We start from the raw sequence: 18,380 nt of genomic DNA on the forward strand, positions 1-18,380 counted from the left end.
CGGATCACTCCTCCCGGTGACAGCGGCCCGGCAGAGCCGGAACCGCTACTTCCTCATCGTGAGAGCGGGATGCGCATCCGGCAACTTGCATCGATTGTGCGTCGTATGCTGAGTGCATGACCGCTCAGCCGTCCGTCCCCGGCACCCCGGCCGCCTCCGACGCTGCCGGCCTCACCACCGGCGCCGTGGCCCGGCGGATCGGCGTCGCCCCCACCACGCTGCGCTCCTGGGACCGGCGTTACGGAATCGGCCCCGCCGCACGCGAGAACGGCCGGCACCGGCGCTGGGCCCCGCGTGACATCGCCGTCCTGGACCTCATGAACCGGCTGACCGGCTCCGGCGTCCCACCGGCCGAAGCCGCCCGGCACGCACTCGCCCACGCCGAGGACGAGTCACCCCCGGACACCTCCGGCAGCCCGGAGACCCCCGGCGCACCGGACACTCCGGGCTCACCCCGGAAGGCCCGGCGGCGACCCGGCGGCGGCAACGCCCTCGCGCTGGGCAATGTCCGGCAGGAGTGCCGCGGGCTCGCCCGGGCCGCCGTCCGGCTCGACGCGCCGGCGGTGCAGACGATGCTCGAGACCGCGGTCACCGAGCACGGACTGCTGGTCGCCTGGGAAGAAGTGATCGTGCCGGCCCTGCGCGCAGTCGGCCTGAAGTGGGCTGTATCGGGAGAGCGTTATGTCGAGGTGGAACACCTGCTGTCCTGGCACGTCTCCACCGTGCTGCGCGGACTGATGACCGGGCCCGTTCCGGATGCCCGGATCGCCCCGGTACTGCTGGCCTGCGCGCCGGAGGACCAGCACACCCTGCCGCTCGAGGCGGTGGCCGCCGGCCTGGCGCAACGCCACCTGCCCGTCCGCATGTTCGGGGCCGCCGTACCGGCCGAGGCGCTGCTGGAAGCCGTGCGGAGGACCGGGCCCACGGCCGTACTGCTGTGGTCGCAGTCGCGGACCACCGCGGACCAGGAACTGACCCGCCGGCTGGGTGACGTCGCCTGGGGAATCCGCGGGGCACGCACCCGGCCGGTGCTCATGCTCGCCGGTCCCGGCTGGGCCGGCCGGCCACCTCTCCCCGGCGCACTGCGCCCGACCGGGCTCAGGGACACCCTGACCAGTCTCCGCGCGGCCTGCGACCGCAACCGCGGAGCGGGCGCCCGGGCGGACAGGGCAGCCGCCGACCCGGCAGCCGCCCCCGCGCGCTGACGCCTCCTCAGCACCGGAACCCGTACGGGTCACCGCCGGCCCACAGACGCACGGACGAGCGTGCTGTCAAGCGGCTGATTCCGGCCAACACTCGAGGCGAATCTGCTCTCGTTGTTCCCACCGTGCTCGCTGAGCGGTACCTTCCCGTGGCAGCACGTCCGGATCCCGGACATGGCAGTGCCGTCGCATCGTTCTCCCGTCCCTGCCGCAATGGCCAGAACTGACCGGATTTCACCGGAAGGACCCCAGTCCCCGTGAGACGACCGCTCAACAGAAACCATGGCATCGTGGCCGCCCTCGCCGCCACCGCGCTGACCGCTCCCCTTCTCCTCACCGCACCCGCCGCCGTCGCCCAGCCCGGTGCCGCACCCGCCGCCGCGGACCTCTCCCAGGCTTCGAAGGGCGGCAACAAGGATGCCAAGAAGGGCGAGCAGCTCGCCCGGAAGCTGGTCCGGAAGACCGACGCCGACGGTGCGTGGAAGCACCTGGAGGCGTTCCAGCGCATCGCCGACCGCAACGACGGCAACCGTGCCGCCGGTACGCCCGGCCACGAGGCATCGGCACGCTACGTCGGCAAGGCGCTGAGGGCTGCCGGCTACGACGTCACCTACCAGTACTTCGACTTTCTCTACCGCGAGCCGATCACCGAACGGCTGCGGCAACTCACGCCCGAAGAGCGAGACATCGAGATCCGGCTGATGTCCCACACCGCCAACTCCCCGGCGGGAGGCAGCGAAGCGGAACTCGTCGAGGTGCCCGTCAACCCCGAGACCGGCGCGGGCTGCCTGCCCGAGGACTTCGACGGCCAGTCGTACGAAGGCAACATCGCCCTGATCATGCGCGGCGCCTGCCCGTTCGCGGACAAGCAGGCCAACGCCGCCGAGGCGGGCGCGATCGGCGCCGTCATCTACAACAACGTGGAGGGGCCGCTGAACGGCACCCTCGGCGCCCCCGGTGCGGGAGTCGTCCCGACCGGTGGCATCTCGCAGGAGGACGGCCAGGCGCTGTCCGCGGCGCTGGCGGCCGGTGAGCAGGTCGTCGTCGACCTCGAGATCGAGGAGCTGGCCGAGGAGCGCGTCACGCCCAATGTGATCGCCGAGACCCGCGGCGGGGACCCGTCCAACGTGGTGATGATCGGGGGACACCTGGACTCGGTCGCCGAGGGCCCCGGCATCAACGACAACGGCTCGGGCTCTGCCGGGGTCCTGGAGGCCGCGCTGCAGCTCGCGAAGGCCGACAAGAAGGGCAAGCACAAGAACAAGGTGCGGTTCGCGCTGTGGTCGGCGGAGGAGCTCGGGCTGCTCGGTGCCCACCACTACGTCGACACCCTGTCGGAGACGGAACGGGACAACATCGCCCTGTACCTGAACTTCGACATGATCGCCTCACCGAACTACGGCCTTTTCGTCTACGACGGTGACGGCTCGGAGGGCCTGTCGGCGCCAGGCCCGGAGGGCTCGGCGCAGATCGAGCACACCATCAACACCTTCATGACCTCGCGGGGCGAGGAGCCGCGTCCCACCGCCTTCAGCGGACGCAGTGACTACGGCCCCTTCATCGACGTCGGCATCCCGGCGGGCGGCACCTTCACCGGCGCCGAGGGCGTCAAGACCGAGGCCCAGGCCGAGCTGTGGGGCGGGGAGGCGGGTGCCTCCTACGACCCCTGCTACCACACGCCGTGCGACGACATCGGCAACGTCGACCGGACGGCACTGGACGTCAACGTCAAGGTGATCGCTCACCTGGTCGGTGTCTACGCCTGGGACACCGCCTCGCTGGCCAAGCCGGTGCCGGACGGCCTTCCCGCCGACCCCGAGACCGCGGACAGCGGTGGCCTGCACGAACACGGCCACCGGGCGGATCACTGACCGGCCCGCCGCTGACCGGGTGATGCCCTTCGGCCACCCGTGCCACGGCCCCCGCGGGCGCCGAGCCGACCGGCTCGGCGCCCGCGGGACTGTCCGCGAGTACCCCCGGGCCGCCGGACCGCCGCTGCCGGGCACCCCGCGGCCATCGCCGTCCCCGCCCCGGGGCAATGCGCCCCCTCGCACCCGGGTGACCGCCGGACGGCTGCACCCGGCGCCGCAGTCCTTGTAGGCTCTCCGTGTGATCTTCAAGCGCATCGGCAACGGCAGGCCCTACCCTGACCACGGCCGGGAGAACACCCGGCAGTGGGCGGACGTCGCGCCACGTCCGGTCCGCCTGGACCAGCTCGTCACGACCAAGGGCCAGCTCGACCTGGAAACCCTGCTCGCCGAGGACTCCACCTTCTACGGTGACCTCTTCGCCCACGTCGTGCGGTGGCAAGGCGACCTCTACCTCGAGGACGGCCTGCACCGGGCCGTACGTGCCGCGCTGCAGCAGCGCCAGGTTCTGCACGCACGGGTTCTCGAGCTCGACTGACACCGACATCGCACCGGCGGGCGGGCCGACGGCCCGGAGGAAGCAACGGAACACTCCGTTCGGGGCATCCTGCACCCACGCGTTGATCATCCAGTAGGCATAGTCCGGTACCCCGGATTACGCTGCCTTCATGAGCATGCTCACCCCTCCCGGCATGGGCGGTAAGAACTACCGCGTCACCGGTGACCGCTATCCCCGTATGCGGCGTCCGCGCCGTCGCGGCAGGACCGTCTTCGCCGTGCTCGGGGCCGTGACCGTGCTCGCACTCATCGCCTACGGGACCGTGCAGATCCTCGAGATGCTCCGCGGCGACGGCAGCGGCGAGCGGCCCAGTGCCGCGGCGGACCGGGACTGCGAGCCCGGCGCCACGGAGGACGTCGGCACCCAGGCGCAGCACGTCCCGCTCCCGGAGCCCACCACGATCACCGTCAACGTCTACAACGCCACCTCACGCGCCGGGCTGGCGCAGATGACCGCCGACGCTCTGGAGGAGCGCGGCTTCACCATCGGTGAGGTCGACAACGCCCCCGAGGAACTCCTGGAAACGGTGGACGCCCCGGGCCTGCTGCTCGGCTCCGAGGCGGCCCAGGAATCCGGTGCGCTGACCGTGGTCGGAATGCACCTGGCGGATGCCAGTACCGGCCCCGCCGACCGGGAGGACGCTGAGATCGACCTGCTCATCGGCAACGAGTTCGAGGAGCTTGCCGAGGCCGAAGCGGCCGAGGAGCTGCGGGCCGCCTACACGCCACCGGCCCCGGAGCCCTCCCCCGGCTGCTGAGCGCGGCGGCCGGCGGCCGCCCCGTTCCAGCCGGTCAGGCCAGGCCGTACATCCGGTCTCCCGCGTCACCGAGCCCCGGCACGATGAAGCCGTGCTCGTTCAGCCGCTCGTCCACCGCGGCGGTGACCACCGTCACCGGCGTGCCCGCGAGCTCCCGTTCCATCCGCTCCACGCCCTCCGGCGCGGCCAGCAGGCAGATGGCCGTGACATCGTCGGCGCCGCGGGCCATCAGCTCCTTGATGGCCACGATCAGCGTCCCGCCGGTGGCCAGCATCGGGTCCAGCACGTACACCTGCCGCCCCGAGAGGTCCTCCGGCATCCGGTTGGCGTACGTCGAGGCCTGCAGCGTCGACTCATCGCGGATCATCCCTATGAAGCCGACCTCCGCGGGCGGCAGCAGCCGCACCATGCCGTCGAGCATGCCGAGCCCGGCCCGGATGATCGGCACGACCAGAGGACGCGGGTGGGAGAGCCTGACTCCCGTGGTGGACGTCACCGGCGTCCGGATGTCCACCTGCTCGGTGCGGACCTTCCGGGTCGCCTCGTAGGCCAGCAGGGTGACCAGCTCGTCGGCCAGCCTCCGGAAGGTCGGGGAGTCGGTGCGCTCATCGCGCAGCGTGGACAGCTTGTGCGCCACCAGCGGGTGGTCGACGACGTGGATCCGCATGGATCGGACACTATCGAACAACCCGGGGACCGGGTTCCGGACCATCCCCTTCCCCCACGGGGGGCTCGGTACCAGGGGTGGACGAATACGATAATTCCAGGGGAGAGTGGTACGGGGAACGACGGGAGAGGACATGCCGCAACCCGGGACAGCCGAACAGCCCGACCCCGGACGCAGACGCCGCCGGGCCGAATTTCTGCGCGAGTTGCACGAGGCCAAGGCCCTGCGCGAGCGGGTGCGTCCGCGCCGCGCCCGGACCGCCCGGCTCCGGCAGGCCCAACGGATGCGGACATTCCGTTGGTGAACCACTGAGTTACCCGACAGGCGGCCCCTTTTCTGCCACGATGCGAGGACGCACTGCCGACCGAGTGGGGAGAGTCACGGTGTACTTCACGGCACTGCTCGCGCGGACCGAACACGGTTGGGAAGCGAGCGACACTGAGCTCGACGACGTGGAAAGCCTCGAGGAACTGGCCGAGCTGGCCAGGGCTGCCACACCCGACGACGAACCGGTTCTCGTCTGCATCGAGCAGGAGGGCGCCTGGTTCGGCCTCGTCCGGGTGGACGGCGAGGAAGACCCCCGGGTGTTCGTCTCCGACGCCGCGCGCGCCATGCGGAGCGCGTACGGCGAGATCCTGCTCACCGACGAGCTGACCGGCCGGGAGCCGGACGACCCGCGCCGGCTGGACCAACTGGTCGAGCTGGACGGCACCGAGGACGGCGAGTCCGCCGAGGACACCGCCGGCCCGGACGGGCCGGCCAGCGTCCCGGTCGGGCCGCTGGGCGATCCCGCGCTGATGGCGGACCTGGGCATCGACGCGGGCACGGTCCTGACGCTGTCCCCGGACAACGCGCTCGGCGAGATCGCCGACTCGCTCGGCTGTGCCGAGGTGCTGGAAGCGGTGCGGTGAGCGATCCGCTGCGCGATCCCTGGGTGCCCGCGATGCGCCGGGCGCTCAAGGAGGCCGCGGCGGCCCTCTCCACCGGTGACGTCCCCGTCGGGGCGGTGGTGCTCGGCCCCGGCGGTGCGGCCGGCACCCCGCTGGGGCACGGCCGGAACGCCCGGGAGGCGACCGGCGACCCCACCGCACACGCCGAGGTACTGGCCCTGCGGGAAGCGGCCGGCCGGCTCGGCTCCTGGCGCCTCACCGACTGCACCCTGGTGGTCACCCTCGAGCCCTGCACCATGTGCGCCGGAGCACTTGTGCTGTCCCGGGTGGACCGGGTGGTGTACGGGGCTCCCGACCCCAAGGCCGGGGCTGCCGGCTCCCTCTGGGACGTGGTCCGCGACCGGCGGCTGAACCACCGGCCCGAGGTCGTCCCCGGCGTCCTCGCGCAGGAGTGCGGCACGCTGCTCACCGACTTCTTCCGCGGCCGGTGACGCTGCTCCCGGGCAGCCTCCCGAGCCCGGCGGCAGCCGATTTCGACCCCGCCCGGCCCGTGGGCTAAGCTCTCTCCCGGTAGCGTGTCCGAGCGGCCGAAGGAGCTCGCCTCGAAAGCGAGTGTGGGGGCAACTCCACCGTGGGTTCAAATCCCACCGCTACCGCCGCTGAAGTGCACAAACGCAGGGCCGGACCCACCAGGGTCCGGCCCTGCGCACGTCTCCCGTCTCAGTTCCCGTCTCCCTGCCCCACCCCGCTTCGGGCCCGGCGAACCGCACCGCCCCCGCAGGGACGTCAGCCCTCCCGCAGCGGGTCCAGTTGCAGCGCGTGCATCAGGACGAAGAACAGCTCGGTGTTGTCGAGGAAGCCGTTGACGCGCTCCGCCCCGGGACCGGAGGCGAAGACCGGCACGTCCTCCACCGTGTGGACGCAGTGCGTCTCCGGGTGCGGCAGGTTGCCGGTCCGCAGCTCGGCGTGCGGGTCCCTCCCCGGGTTGGCCACCGCCCGGCCGGTGTCCTCGTCCAGCAGCGCCGGCTGGCGCAGCACCTCTTGGTGCCGGAAGCCGTCCGTGTGATCGGGATGGCTCGCCCAGCCGAAGAACAGCTGCACGTCAGGGTCCGGGTCGTCCGGGAAGCCGTCACCGTCCGCGTCCGCGTAGGTCGGGAACCCGGCGTCGCCGTAGACACCGTTGGCCTGCCGGCCCGCCGCTGCCCGGCGGTCGTGGGTACCGACGATGCTCATCGAGTGACTGTGATCCGCGGTGGCCACGATCAGGGTGTCGTCCCGGCCCTCCGCCCACTGCCGGGCCACCCCGATCGCCCGGTCGAACTCGATCGTGTCGTAGAGCGCCCGTGTCCCGTCCAGCGGATGCTGCATCTTGTCGATGGACGCCCCCTCCACCATGAGGAAGAAGCCGTTCTCGCTGCCTTGCAGGCAGTGCAGCGCCGCTTGCGTCATCTGCATGAGCGTCGGCTGGTCGTCCCACTCGCCCAGCACGTCCGGGTCCCGGATCTGCTGCCGGTCCAGGTACACGTCCAGGTTCCCGGTGTGGAACAGCCCGAGCAGCCGCTCCGGTGCCGAGGTCCCGGACACCGCCTGCTCCAGCTCCTTGGCCGTGCTGACGTGGCGGTACCCGAGCTCCTCGAACTCCGCGACCAGGTCACGGTCATCGTCCCGCGCGGAGCCCTCCGCCGATCGCGGCAGCATGGTGGCGAGCCCGCCGCCGAGAAGCACATCAGGACGCCGCTCCTCGCCGAGTGCCTGGTCCATGATCGTCGCGTACTGCTCGCGGTCCTGGGTGTGGGCGAAGACGGCCGCCGGGGTGGCGTCCTGGATCTCCGCGGTCGTGACCACTCCCACCCGCATCCCGCGGGCCCGCTTCAGCAGCTCCGCCATGGTCTCCACCCACGGATGGCGGTCCGGTTCCGGCTCGCTGCTGTCGTACACCCCCATGCTGTTCACGGACGCCTTGTGCCCGCACATGTACGCGGACATGGAGTTCGCCGAGTCAGTGGCGATGGAGTCCGCGCCGGACGTCCCCACCATGCCCCGGTACTGCATCCGGTCCATTTCCAGCAGTCCGTGGTACTTGCCCTCGGTCATGCCCCGGGAGAGCAGCCGGGCACCGGTGACGGCTGCCGCCCCCATCCCGTCCCCGAGGAAGAAGATGATGTTCTTGGCGCGCCGCCCGCCCGCCTCGGCGGTGATCACCTGGTGCGTCACCGTGGTGTCCGTGCTGCCGGTGACCGAGAGGACACCGGCCCGGACGGTGAACTCGCCGGCGTACGGATACCAGAGGTCGCGGTAGGTCACGGCGAGCACGCCGGGAGCGGGGCTGGAGCGCTCGGGCTCACCCATGATCACGGGGGCGGGTCCTTCGGGCCCCTCGACGGATATCTCCATCCGGGCTGTTCCCGGGTCCACGCCGGCCGCCTCCACCCGCAGGTCGAACCGCGCGCCGGCCAGGAAAGTGGCGCGGTCCAGCGGCACAATCCTGAGGCGGGGCTCCGCACGGCCGCGAATCCACGGCGTCGACCGGCGGGTGAAGGCGTGCGGCCCGTGCCCGGCGAGAGGCCCCGGGGCGGCCGCGGCCACCGGCCCGGCCGGTCCCGCACCCGAGCCCGGCCCGCCCGAGGCGGCGACCGCTCCGGCGCCCAGCCCGGCGATGGCCACACCGGCCACACCGGTACCGCTCATCTTGAACAACGACCGCCGGGTGAGCCCTCCGGTCCTTCCGCCGTCCTGACCGTTCCGCTGCCGCTCGCTGCTCATGAGGCATCTCTCCAGTCCGCCGGAGGTGCCCCTGGGCCGGGCCGGGGGCACGTATGGGCTGTCGGGTACCGCACAACGTTCGGGGAGGCGGTGCGTCGGCGCAAGCACCCGAGGGCCGGACGGCGAGCCGTGACCGGGTGACCCGCAGCGCTCCGGCCGTGTACGGGACGGGCCGGTGACGGGCGGGGCCGGGCCCGACGACGAGCGGGGCGGGGGAAACAGCCCGGGGGGACAGGCCGTTTCCCCCGCGGGGACGGGGCCCCGGCCCGGACCGCGTCGGGGGAGCGCTGCCCGGACCACACAGGGGACCCGTCCGGGATCCGAGAGCACCTTGCCGGGCCTCGAACCCGCCTTCCATCCTGCCCGCCCGCTATGCCCGCAATGGTCGCCGAAGGGCCCAGGCCGCAGAGTCTTTGGTCCCGATCTCCCTGGCCCCGGAGTCCGGTCGGCTGGTTAGACTCACCCGACCGCACGGCAGGGGGCAGGCCCCGGGGGGAAGGCAGGACGATGGCACAGGCCAAGAAGATCGCGCTCTACCTTCTCCTCGTCTTCATGCTGTACACGATCGTCACCTCCCCCACCCGTGCCGGGGAGATCGTCCAGATCGGCTTCGAAGGCATATCCTCCGCCGCCCAGGCGGTCGGTGACTTCATGACACGACTGGTGAACTGACCCGGTCGGCCCCCTCCTTTCCCCGTCGAAACCCCGTGATCGCGGGGTTTTTCCGCGTTCCGGCTCTCCGCGACGGCACCAACACGTGCGGTAGCAGGTACTTGCACACAGCGGTGATGTCTTGTGATGCTATGACCGCTTTTGCCGGTTGGTGAGCAATGAAGGGGTGGTCCGCAAGGTGGCGGCGACGCAGACCCGAGAGTCCCGCGGCGCGGAAGCCCGTGCACTTACCCAGGAGCTGTTCGAACAGTTGACCCACCTGGAACCCGGCACCGCCGAGCACCGGGGGGTTCGCGGCGCGCTGATCGAGGCCAACCTGCCACTCGTCCGCTACGTCGCACTCCGTTTCCGCAGCCGCAACGAGCCGATGGAGGACGTCGTCCAGGTCGGCACCATCGGTCTCATCCACGCCATTGACCGCTTCGACACCGCCCGCGGCGTGCAGTTCCCCACCTTCGCCATGCCGACGATCACCGGTGAGATCAGGCGCTACTTCCGGGACCACGTGCGCACCGTCCACGTACCCCGGCGGCTGCACGAGCTGTGGGTGCAGGTGCACACCGCGACCGAGGATCTGACGGTGGCCCTCGGCCGTACACCGAACACCGCCGAGATCGCGGAACGCCTCCGCCTGCCCGAGGAAGAGGTGCTGGCCAGCCTCGAAGCCGGCCGGGCCTACCGGGTCGCCTCCCTGGAGGCCTCCCAGGAGCGGGAGGACGGCACCCCGGGGCTGATCGAGCGGCTCGGGTACGAAGATCCGGAGCTCGCCGGAGTGGAGCACCGCGCGCTGGTGCGCCACCTGCTCGTCCAGCTCCCGGAGCGGGAACGGCGCATCCTGCTGCTCCGCTACTACCGCAACCTGACCCAGTCTCAGATCAGCGTTGAGCTGGGGGTCTCCCAGATGCACATCTCCCGCCTGCTGAGCCGGAGTTTCGCTCGACTACGGGCAGCAAATCCACTCGAAGCGTAGCCCGCTGGGGTGACACACTGTCGGAACCGCGCCCCCCGCTGTACCGTTTTATCGACAAGACGCTACGTCGTGTTGATGACTTGTGACATTCTGCTAAAGCCGCGTTTGCCGCGGTGGCAGTTCCGGTATTCACGAGATGGTGCCTCTCTCTTCTCGTGTCCGGAGGGTGCCGCTGCGACCCGTCCACGACCTCAAGGGGGTGGCATGTCCGTAGAACTGGGCAGCTCGAAGGTGCTCACCACGCACGGCACGCCGCACATTCCCGCGCCGCACATTCCCGCGCCGCAAGCTCCCGCGGAGTCCGACAACCTCGACACCCGCACCCTGTCCCGCTCCCTCTTCAAGCGGCTGGCCACGCTCGACGCGTCCAGCCCGGAGCGGAGCTACGTCAGAGACACCCTCATCGAGCTGAACCTCCCGCTCGTACGGTATGCGGCAGCGCGCTTCCGCAGCCGCAACGAGCCGATGGAGGACATCGTCCAGGTCGGCACCATCGGCCTCATCAAAGCCATCGACCGCTTCGACTGCGAGCGTGGCGTGGAGTTCCCCACGTTCGCGATGCCGACGGTGGTCGGCGAGATCAAGCGCTTCTTCCGCGACACCTCCTGGTCGGTGCGCGTGCCGCGCCGGCTGCAGGAGCTGCGGCTGGCCCTGACCAAGACGAGCGACGAGCTCTCCCAGCGGCTCGACCGCTCCCCGACCGTGCCGGAGCTCGCCGTCGCGCTCGGGGTGTCGGAGGACGAGGTGGTCGACGGGCTGGCCGTCGGCAACGCCTACACGGCCAGTTCGCTGGACTCCCCCTCACCCGAGGAGGAGGGCGGCGAGGGCTCGCTGGCGGACCGCCTCGGATACGAGGACGCCGCACTGGAGGGCGTGGAGTACCGGGAGTCGCTCAAGCCGCTGCTCGCCAGGCTCCCCGCCCGCGAGCGGCGCATCATCATGCTGCGGTTCTTCGCGAACATGACGCAGTCACAGATCGGCGAGGAGGTCGGCATCTCCCAGATGCATGTCTCCCGGCTGCTGACCCGCACCCTCACTCAGCTGCGGGACGGGCTGACCGCCGAGGAGTGAGCACCCCGGACCGGCGGTGCACCGCCGGTCCGGGACCCGGAAGAATCTCCGGGCGGACTTCCAGGGCCCCGCGAGGGGCCACCTGGTCAGCTGAAGGCGAGCCAGGCCACCGCGGCGAGCGCGGTGATGCCCAGCGCGATACCGAGGATCACCCCGAGCCTCGGCCCTGCCGAAGCCGAGCGCCGGCGCTGCTCGGGCACCTCCTCATCGACGAATGCGCGGAACATCTGCGTGCTGCCCGCGGGGTCGGGGTCCTGCGGACCCTGCGGTGCGTGGGGGTTGTGAGCCATGCCGGGGACATTAGCGAATGTCCCGCCCGATGGCACAGCCAGGATGCCCTTCGGCCACTCTCCCGGGTCCCGGGGCCGTCGGCGCACGCTCGTCTCCGCCGGGACTGACGCAGCGTGTGAACCGGGCCATCGGCCGCTGTCCGGCCGTCGCGGCGCTGAGTTCCGGAACCCAATTGGTCTGCACCAACCTCTTGCCGTGGGTCCCCGCACCCGCCGACGCTGGGTGCGCACAGCGTGTCCCCCCACAAGAGACGGACGTGACAGCCCATGAAGGGTTTCCGGAAACACCGCTCCCGCCGCCTGCTCACCGCGGCGGCGGCGCTGGCAGTCGGCTGCACCCTGCTGTCCCCCAGCTCCCCGGCGCTCGGCGGGACGAACGACGCCGGCTCACCCGCCGCCGCCGGAGCGGAGGAGGCCGCCGGCACCGCGGTCACCTTCTTCGACGACTTCACCGGGCCGGCCGGTGCGCCGGTGGACAGCAGCAAGTGGCAGCTGGAGACCGGTGACAACGTCCACAACCACGAGCTGCAGTACTACACGGCCGGCAACGCCAACGCCGCGCTCGACGGCCAGGGGCACCTGGTCATCACCGCCCGGGAGGAGAACCCGGGGAATTACGACTGCTGGTACGGCCGCTGCGAGTACACCTCGGCGCGGCTGAACACCGCGGGCAAGTTCGCCGCGCAGTACGGCCGGGTCGAGGCCCGGATCAAGGTGCCGCGCGGCCAGGGCATGTGGCCGGCGTTCTGGATGCTCGGCGACGACTTCGCGGACATCGGATGGCCGCAGAGCGGCGAGATCGACATCATGGAGAACGTCGGCTACGAGCCGGACACCGTGCACGGCACTCTGCACGGCCCCGGCTACTCCGGCGGCGGGGGGATCGGGACCGGCTACACCCTGCCCGGCGGCCGGCACTTCGCCGACGACTTCCACACCTTCGCCATCGACTGGGCACCCGACTCGATCACCTGGTCGGTCGACGGGAACGTGTACCAGCACCGGACGCCGGCCGACCTCGGCGGCAACGAATGGGTGTTCAACAAGCCGTTCTTCCTCATCCTCAACCTCGCGGTGGGCGGTGAGTGGCCCGGCTACCCGGACGAGACCACCGTCCTCCCGCAGGAGCTCGTCATCGACTACGTGCGCGTCACCACCGGCGACACCGGCGGCGGCACCGGCGGCGGGCCGGTCACCGGCCTGGCGGGCAAGTGCCTGGACGTCGCCGCGGCGAACAACGCCAACGGCACCCCGGTGCAGCTCTACGACTGCAACGGAACCGACGCCCAGCGGTGGACGGCGGAAGCCGACGGCACCCTGCGCGCGCTCGGCAAGTGCCTGGACATCGCCGACCGTTCCACCGCGGACGGCGCGACCGTCCACCTCTGGGACTGCCACGGCGGCGCGAACCAGCAGTGGGTGGTGAGCGCGGAACGCGACATCGTCAACCCTCTGGCCGACAAGTGCCTGGCCGTCCGCGACAGCAACCAGGCCAACGGCACCCCCGTGCAGCTCTCCACCTGCGCGGGAACCCCCAACCAGAAGTGGAACGTCGCCTGACCACCGCTCCGCGCACACGCCGCAGGCCCCGCCGAGTGACCGGCGGGGCCTGCGGCGGCGGGCGGGCCAGAGGGCCTACCGCTTCAGGGCTCGGTACCGCTTGAGGAGGGCCGTGATCCTGTCCGGGTTCGCCTCACCGTTCAGTTCGGTCAGAAGATCGTCGGGGCAGAGCTCGTAGTGGTCCCCCCACCACCGACGCCCCCTGTTGTCCCAGATGCGGTAACCACCTGGCACGCCTCTTGCCACGTACCGTCTCCTGCTCACGGTCCCCTGTCACGGTCGCTGGTTGAGTCTTCCGGACCCGCCCCGGTCCCCCGGGGATCACAGTCGCGGGTCCGGATGCGGCGAGATGCCTCGGGCAGACCGGCCGGGACGACTGCTTGCGGCCATGAGTAAGCCCCTCCCGAGTGACCCGGAGGGGCTTGTCTCACTATCACACATGGTGCGCTCGGCAGGATTCGAACCTGCAACCTTCTGATCCGTAGTCAGATGCTCTATCCGTTAAGCTACGAGCGCTTGATCCCGGCCGTTTCGCTTGCCGGGGTGCGGTGCGGGAACAACATTACAGCACCTCCGGCCGACTGGTGAAATCCATTCCCCATACCAGCGCTGACCTGCAGAAACACCCTTCAGCGCGGCGCCTTGCGGCTCAGCCGGGCCCTCGCGCACGGCACCGCGGGCGGCCCGGGGACGACGGAAGCCCCGGCACTGTGTGCCAGGGCTTCGCTCGCGATCGGTGACCGAGCGGAGGCTCCGGGATTTGAACCCGGGATGGGGGGTTACCCCAAACCGCATTAGCAGTGCGGCGCCATAGACCAGACTAGGCGAAGCCTCCTCGCACACCCGCGCAACCGCAGTGTGCGTGGAAATAGTGCCACAGCCCGGTGGGCCGCAGCCAATCGGTTGTCACCCTACGGCGATCGGCCGGTCGAGTCGAGTTGCGCAACACATGCGCTACAGCGGCGTTAGCAGTGGAAGAGGGGCACAGACGTGTTCCCCGAGCTCCGCCCGACCGCACAGGAGATGCCCCACCATGCTGTACGAGCCCTTCGTCGCCGCGGCCCTCGCCGCAGCAGCCGCCACCATGCCCCTCTCCCCCGGCGCCGCCGGGCAGGACCCCGCGGCGGAAGCCGGACATCAGCTGACGATCACCGTCACCGACACGGGTGAACCCGAGCATGCTCAGGTTCACACCCTGCGGTGCGAACCGGCCGGCGGTGACCACCCCGAAGCAGCGACCGCCTGCGACGTGCTCGCCGAGCTCGAGGACCCCTTCAGCCCTGTCCCCCCGGACAGCCTGTGCACCTACATCCACGGCGGCCCGGCCACCGCCGTGATCGAGGGCACCTGGGCGGGTGAACCGGTGGATGCCGCCTTCGCCCGGACCAACGGCTGCGAGGTCGCGCGCTGGGACCGGCTGGTGCCCGTACTCCCTCACGTCTGAAAAGCAAGATCCACGTGGTCCTGGCCACAGACCGGCGTCCGGCGGTGCGTGAGAATGGATGATGAACGCACCGCCGCGCCGCCCACCGCTGCCCGTAGACTCCCCCCAAAGCGATGAGACGCACGGGGGTACGGACGGTATGCACGTGCGTCGAGAGCATGGGCCAGAAGGAGGAATCGACGCCGTGAGCAGCAGGCCAGCGAGAGGCGCTGCTCGCCTCGCCGCCATACTCGATGCTTTGCCCGACGCACTGTTGCTGGTCAACGGGAACGGCACCATCGTCAACGCGAACGCGATCGCCACGGAGACCCTCGAGGGCCCGGGCACGCCCTTGGTCGGCCGCGGGCTCCTCGACATCATTCCCGGCTTCGACCCCCGCCGGATTCCCGGCTCGATGCGCCGCCCCGACGACGACACGGGCACCCGGACCAAGCCGACCCGGATGGTCGCCCGGCGCACCGACGGCCGCGAGCTGCAGGTGGAGGTCACCAGCACCAACCTCCAGGCCGGTCACACCCCGTACGCCTCCGCGATCGAGGCCGTCTTCGCCGACGACCACGACGGGGAGGAGCTGCTGATGCTCGTCGTCCGGGACCTGTCGGGGGCCCTGGACACCGAGGCCGAGCTCGTCCGCCAGCAACGGCAGACCGAGATGATCCTGCGTGCCTCGTCCGAAGGGGTGGTCGGCGTCGACACCGCCGGCCGGATCGTCCTCGTCAACCCGGCCGCCGCTCAGATCCTCGGCCACCGGGCCAGCCGTCTGGGCGGCGAGAAGCTGCACCCGCTGGCGCATCACTCGCGGCCCGACGGCAGCCCGCTGCCGTTCGAGGAGACCCCGCTGCACGACACTCTCACGTCCGGGCTCAAGCACCGGGTGCGCGGCCAGGTGCTGTGGACGAAGGACGGCCGTCCGGTGCCCGTCAACATGACGACCGCACCGGTCCGGGACGGGGATCAGCTCGTCGGCGCGGTGCTGGCGTTCACCGACCGCCGCCCCTTCGACGCCCTCGCCGCCCGGCACGCCCAGCTCCTCGCGGTGCTGGGCGAAGGCCTGCGCGGCCCGCTCGACCAGCTGCGCGGCGAGCTCACCGAGCTGGCCGCCGATCCGGCGGGGCAACTGTGGCCCGAGGCCAACCAGGTGCTGCACCACCTCGCCGCCGGCTACGCGCGGATGACGACCCTGGTGGACAACGTGCTGAGCTACCAGCGGCTGGACGAGGGCCGGGAGAAGCTGGCCCGGAAGCGGGTCTCGCTGGACTCCGTGGTCGCCGCCGGCGTGGAGGGCGCGACCGAGCTGATCGGTCCGGGACGGGCGCAGTTCGCCGTGCATGCGCCGCCGATCGAGGCGGAGGTCGATCCGGACCGGCTCGCCCAGGCCCTGGCCCACCTCGTGGCGGATGTCGCGGGGGTGGACGCCACCGGCAGGGCGCACTCCGGCCCGGCGGGCGACTCCACGATCGTGGTGGCGGCCGCCCAGCGCGGGGACGTGGTGCGGATCGAGGTGCGCGGCCCGCACAGCGGCGGCGACCCGGTGCACGAGCCCTTGGTGCGGGGGATCGTGCGGCAGCACGGCGGGGTGCTCCAGACCCACGCGGTGCCGGGCGCGGCCGGTGGCCGTGCCTACGTGCTGGAGGTGCCGATCAGCGCCAACGGCACCCCGGCCCCCGCCGTTGCGCCCGCCCGGGACACCGGCGGGGAGACCACCGTGATGCCGGTGCCCGTGCAGCCGATGCGCGGCGGCACACCCGCCGCGGCTTCCGGTGCTCCGGGGACCGGACCGCACGACACTCCCCCGGAGGAGCCGCCGACCGGCCGTCGGCGCAGAAGGCAGTCCGGCGAGGAGACGCCCGCGGAGCCGGTACCCGTCCCCGCGACGGGTGGCGGCCGCCGGAGGCGGGCGATGGCTTCCGCGGAGGGCGGGGACGAGGCACAGCCGGAGGAAGCCACCCCCGCGGAGGGCACCGCGCTGCCGATGCCGGCCGGCCCGTCCGCAGTGCCTGCCGAGCCGCCGACCGGCAGACGCCGGCGTGCTGCCGGGGCGCCGGAAGGGGACACCCTGGGCGGCCGTCCGGCGGAGAACGGCACCGCGCCGTCCATCGTCCCCGCACCGCCCCGGCCCGCACCTGCGCCCGCGCCCCCTCCCGCACCGGAGCCGGGACCGCAGCCCCGGCCCGAAACACCGCCCGCGGTCGAGAGCCCGGCTGCGCAGCAGCCCATAGCGCTCGGTCCGGCCTCCGAACCGGCCCCTGAGCCGGATCCTGAACTCCCGGCCGGGCAGCATCCCGCCCCGGCGGCGGCGCCCGCCACGAGCGCTGCCTCCCCTGCGGAGGCCGCCGCAGGACCTCCGGAGGAGGAGCCGGAGATCCGCCCGGCCGACCCCGTGGTGGTCGCTCGCAGCCCGATCCTCGACGGCTCCGCCCCGCCGCAGCCCTCGGCCAGGCGCCCCCACCAGGCGCTGCCGATGCCCGGCAGCGATCGTGCCGGAGGGGAGGCGCGCACCTCGGGCGTCAATGTGCGCACCCTCGGCCAGGGCATCCCGGTGTCCCAGCTCACCGAGCACCGGCCGGGCAACCGTCCGCCCGCCGGGGCCGGGACGCCGCCGCACGGCACGGCACCCAGCCGGCGCCGCAAGCTCGCCACACCGCCGGCCGAGGACGCCCCGCGTCCCGCGCCGGCACCGCCCAGCGTCCCGCACCCCGCTTCCCGGGGCCGGGAGTTCACCATCAGCGCCCCGGCCGAGGGCTCCGCCGAAGGGCCGGAGCACCTGGACGGGCCGAACGGCGCCGTGGAGGTCACGAACGGCCGCGGGCTGCGGCTGCCCGGACCTGCCGACGACGAGCTGCCGCCGGAGCCGCTGGACAATCCGCGCCGCCTGCTGGTCTGGCCGGAGCCGGATGTCTCCACCCAACAGGCCCTCACCGACCGGGGATACCGCCCGGTGCTGGTGCAGTCCCGGGAGGAGGTCGACGCCCAGATCGCGGCCTACCCGGCGGCGCTGTTCGTCGACCCGCTGACCGGCCCGATCACCCGCACCGCGCTCCAGTCGCTGCGGGCGGCGGCCGTCGCGGCCGAGGTGCCCGTCCTCGTGACCGCGGGGCTCGGCCAGGCGAGCCGGGAGGCCGCGTACGGCGCGGACCCGGCCGTGCTGCTGAAGGCTCTCGCGCCGCGGGACAGCGAGCAGCACCCGCCGCGGGTTCTGCTGGTGGAGGAGCAGCACACCATCGCGGGCGCCCTGCAGAGCTCCCTGGAGCGGCGCGGCATGCAGGTGGCGCACGCCGTGTCGGACAGCGAGGCGGCCGAGGTCGCGGCACAGATGCGCCCCAACCTGGTGGTGATGGACCTGAATCAGGTCCGACGGCGCCGGGCCGGGATCATCGACTGGCTGCGCGACAACGGCCTGCTGAACCGCACGCCGTTCGTCGTCTACACGTCGGCCGGTCTGGACCCGGCGCAGCTGTCCCAGCTGGCTTCGGGCGAGACGGTGCTGTTCCTCGCGGAGCGCTCCACCAGCGAGGAGGTACAGGCCCGGATAGTGGACCTGCTGGCCAAGATCGGTGCCGCCTGACCAGCGGGAAGCGCGGGGCCGGGCTTTCGTGCACCGCTCCGGGCGGTGTCCCGGGGGCCCGGCCCCGCGGCGCTCCTGAGCCCCGGAGCGCCGCCTGCCGGA

The 18,380-nt window shown here is 71.9% G+C and carries 17 protein-coding genes and 3 tRNA genes; 14 read left to right on the forward strand and 6 right to left on the reverse strand.

All coding sequences use genetic code 11. The features are described 5' to 3' along the window. Positions 1-116 precede the first annotated feature (116 nt). From PJ985_RS00880 to PJ985_RS00895, 4 genes are all read left to right on the forward strand, one after another. Positions 117-1,205, forward strand: coding sequence for a MerR family transcriptional regulator (locus PJ985_RS00880; RefSeq protein ID WP_271681523.1), 1,089 nt, complete (start codon positions 117-119; stop codon positions 1,203-1,205). A gap of 287 nt (positions 1,206-1,492) precedes the next feature. Further along, positions 1,493-3,073, forward strand: coding sequence for a M28 family metallopeptidase (locus tag PJ985_RS00885; RefSeq protein WP_271681524.1), 1,581 nt, complete (start codon positions 1,493-1,495; stop codon positions 3,071-3,073). A 238-nt stretch (positions 3,074-3,311) separates the two neighbouring features. Beyond that, positions 3,312-3,608 (forward strand): type II toxin-antitoxin system VapB family antitoxin, encoded by a 297-nt coding sequence (locus tag PJ985_RS00890; RefSeq protein WP_271681525.1) that lies wholly within the window; start codon positions 3,312-3,314, stop codon positions 3,606-3,608. 130 nt (positions 3,609-3,738) lie between these two features. Then, complete coding sequence (locus tag PJ985_RS00895) at positions 3,739-4,386, forward strand: LytR C-terminal domain-containing protein (RefSeq protein ID WP_271681526.1); 648 nt, start codon at positions 3,739-3,741, stop codon at positions 4,384-4,386. A gap of 34 nt (positions 4,387-4,420) precedes the next feature. Here PJ985_RS00895 and upp read toward each other — a convergent pair whose 3' ends face one another. Continuing rightward, positions 4,421-5,053 carry a uracil phosphoribosyltransferase gene (upp, locus tag PJ985_RS00900; protein WP_271681527.1) on the reverse strand — a complete coding sequence of 211 codons (633 nt, stop codon included), beginning with the start codon at positions 5,051-5,053 and terminating at the stop codon, positions 4,421-4,423. Between the two features lie 133 nt (positions 5,054-5,186). On the opposite strand from upp, the gene PJ985_RS00905 reads away from it, so the two are divergent. From PJ985_RS00905 to PJ985_RS00920, 4 genes are all read left to right on the forward strand, one after another. Next, positions 5,187-5,357, forward strand: coding sequence for a hypothetical protein (locus PJ985_RS00905; protein WP_271681528.1), 171 nt, complete (start codon positions 5,187-5,189; stop codon positions 5,355-5,357). Positions 5,358-5,436: 79 nt separating this feature from the next. Continuing rightward, complete coding sequence (locus tag PJ985_RS00910; protein ID WP_271682048.1) at positions 5,437-5,964, forward strand: tRNA adenosine deaminase-associated protein; 528 nt, start codon at positions 5,437-5,439, stop codon at positions 5,962-5,964. A gap of 32 nt (positions 5,965-5,996) precedes the next feature. After that, positions 5,997-6,434 carry a tRNA adenosine(34) deaminase TadA gene (gene tadA, locus PJ985_RS00915; RefSeq protein WP_271682049.1) on the forward strand — a complete coding sequence of 146 codons (438 nt, stop codon included), beginning with the start codon at positions 5,997-5,999 and terminating at the stop codon, positions 6,432-6,434. 78 nt (positions 6,435-6,512) lie between these two features. Continuing rightward, positions 6,513-6,599 (forward strand) — tRNA-Ser (locus tag PJ985_RS00920). Between the two features lie 130 nt (positions 6,600-6,729). Here PJ985_RS00920 and PJ985_RS00925 read toward each other — a convergent pair. Next, a complete protein-coding gene (locus PJ985_RS00925; protein ID WP_271681529.1) occupies positions 6,730-8,706 on the reverse strand; it encodes an alkaline phosphatase in 1,977 nt (658 codons plus the stop codon). Positions 8,707-9,213: 507 nt separating this feature from the next. Here PJ985_RS00925 and PJ985_RS00930 point away from each other — a divergent pair. The 3 genes from PJ985_RS00930 to PJ985_RS00940 all read left to right on the forward strand — a co-directional run bounded on the left by PJ985_RS00930 (position 9,214) and on the right by PJ985_RS00940 (position 11,419). Further along, the gene (locus tag PJ985_RS00930) at positions 9,214-9,378 is read left to right on the forward strand and encodes a hypothetical protein (protein WP_271681530.1); all 165 of its coding nucleotides are present in this window, start codon (positions 9,214-9,216) and stop codon (positions 9,376-9,378) included. Between the two features lie 151 nt (positions 9,379-9,529). Next, on the forward strand, positions 9,530-10,348 hold the full coding sequence (locus PJ985_RS00935; RefSeq protein ID WP_443033343.1) for an RNA polymerase sigma factor SigF: 819 nt from the start codon (positions 9,530-9,532) through the stop codon (positions 10,346-10,348). A gap of 204 nt (positions 10,349-10,552) precedes the next feature. After that, positions 10,553-11,419: an RNA polymerase sigma factor SigF gene (locus tag PJ985_RS00940; protein WP_271681531.1), complete on the forward strand. Its 867-nt coding sequence runs from the start codon at positions 10,553-10,555 to the stop codon at positions 11,417-11,419. A gap of 86 nt (positions 11,420-11,505) precedes the next feature. Here the strand turns inward: PJ985_RS00940 and PJ985_RS00945 are convergent, their stop codons facing one another. Then, complete coding sequence (locus PJ985_RS00945; protein ID WP_271681532.1) at positions 11,506-11,709, reverse strand: hypothetical protein; 204 nt, start codon at positions 11,707-11,709, stop codon at positions 11,506-11,508. Between the two features lie 267 nt (positions 11,710-11,976). Between PJ985_RS00945 and PJ985_RS00950 the strand changes: the two genes are divergently transcribed. After that, on the forward strand, positions 11,977-13,269 hold the full coding sequence (locus tag PJ985_RS00950) for a lectin (RefSeq protein WP_271681533.1): 1,293 nt from the start codon (positions 11,977-11,979) through the stop codon (positions 13,267-13,269). 75 nt (positions 13,270-13,344) lie between these two features. Here PJ985_RS00950 and PJ985_RS00955 read toward each other — a convergent pair whose 3' ends face one another. The 3 genes from PJ985_RS00955 to PJ985_RS00965 all read right to left on the reverse strand — a co-directional run bounded on the left by PJ985_RS00955 (position 13,345) and on the right by PJ985_RS00965 (position 14,104). Then, a complete protein-coding gene (locus tag PJ985_RS00955) occupies positions 13,345-13,533 on the reverse strand; it encodes a hypothetical protein (protein ID WP_271681534.1) in 189 nt (62 codons plus the stop codon). Between the two features lie 176 nt (positions 13,534-13,709). Beyond that, a tRNA-Arg gene (locus PJ985_RS00960) sits at positions 13,710-13,785 on the reverse strand. Positions 13,786-14,014: 229 nt separating this feature from the next. Next, positions 14,015-14,104 (reverse strand) — tRNA-Ser (locus PJ985_RS00965). 198 nt (positions 14,105-14,302) lie between these two features. Between PJ985_RS00965 and PJ985_RS00970 the strand changes: the two genes are divergently transcribed. Together PJ985_RS00970 and PJ985_RS00975 are read left to right on the forward strand one after the other, a co-directional pair. After that, the gene (locus PJ985_RS00970) at positions 14,303-14,713 is read left to right on the forward strand and encodes an SSI family serine proteinase inhibitor (RefSeq protein ID WP_271681535.1); all 411 of its coding nucleotides are present in this window, start codon (positions 14,303-14,305) and stop codon (positions 14,711-14,713) included. Between the two features lie 184 nt (positions 14,714-14,897). Further along, positions 14,898-18,278, forward strand: coding sequence for a response regulator (locus PJ985_RS00975; protein WP_271681536.1), 3,381 nt, complete (start codon positions 14,898-14,900; stop codon positions 18,276-18,278). Positions 18,279-18,380: the final 102 nt, after the last annotated feature.

Origin of the sequence: Streptomyces sp. ACA25 (assembly GCF_028200735.1) — a bacterium.
GTDB lineage: Bacteria > Actinomycetota > Actinomycetes > Streptomycetales > Streptomycetaceae > Streptomyces.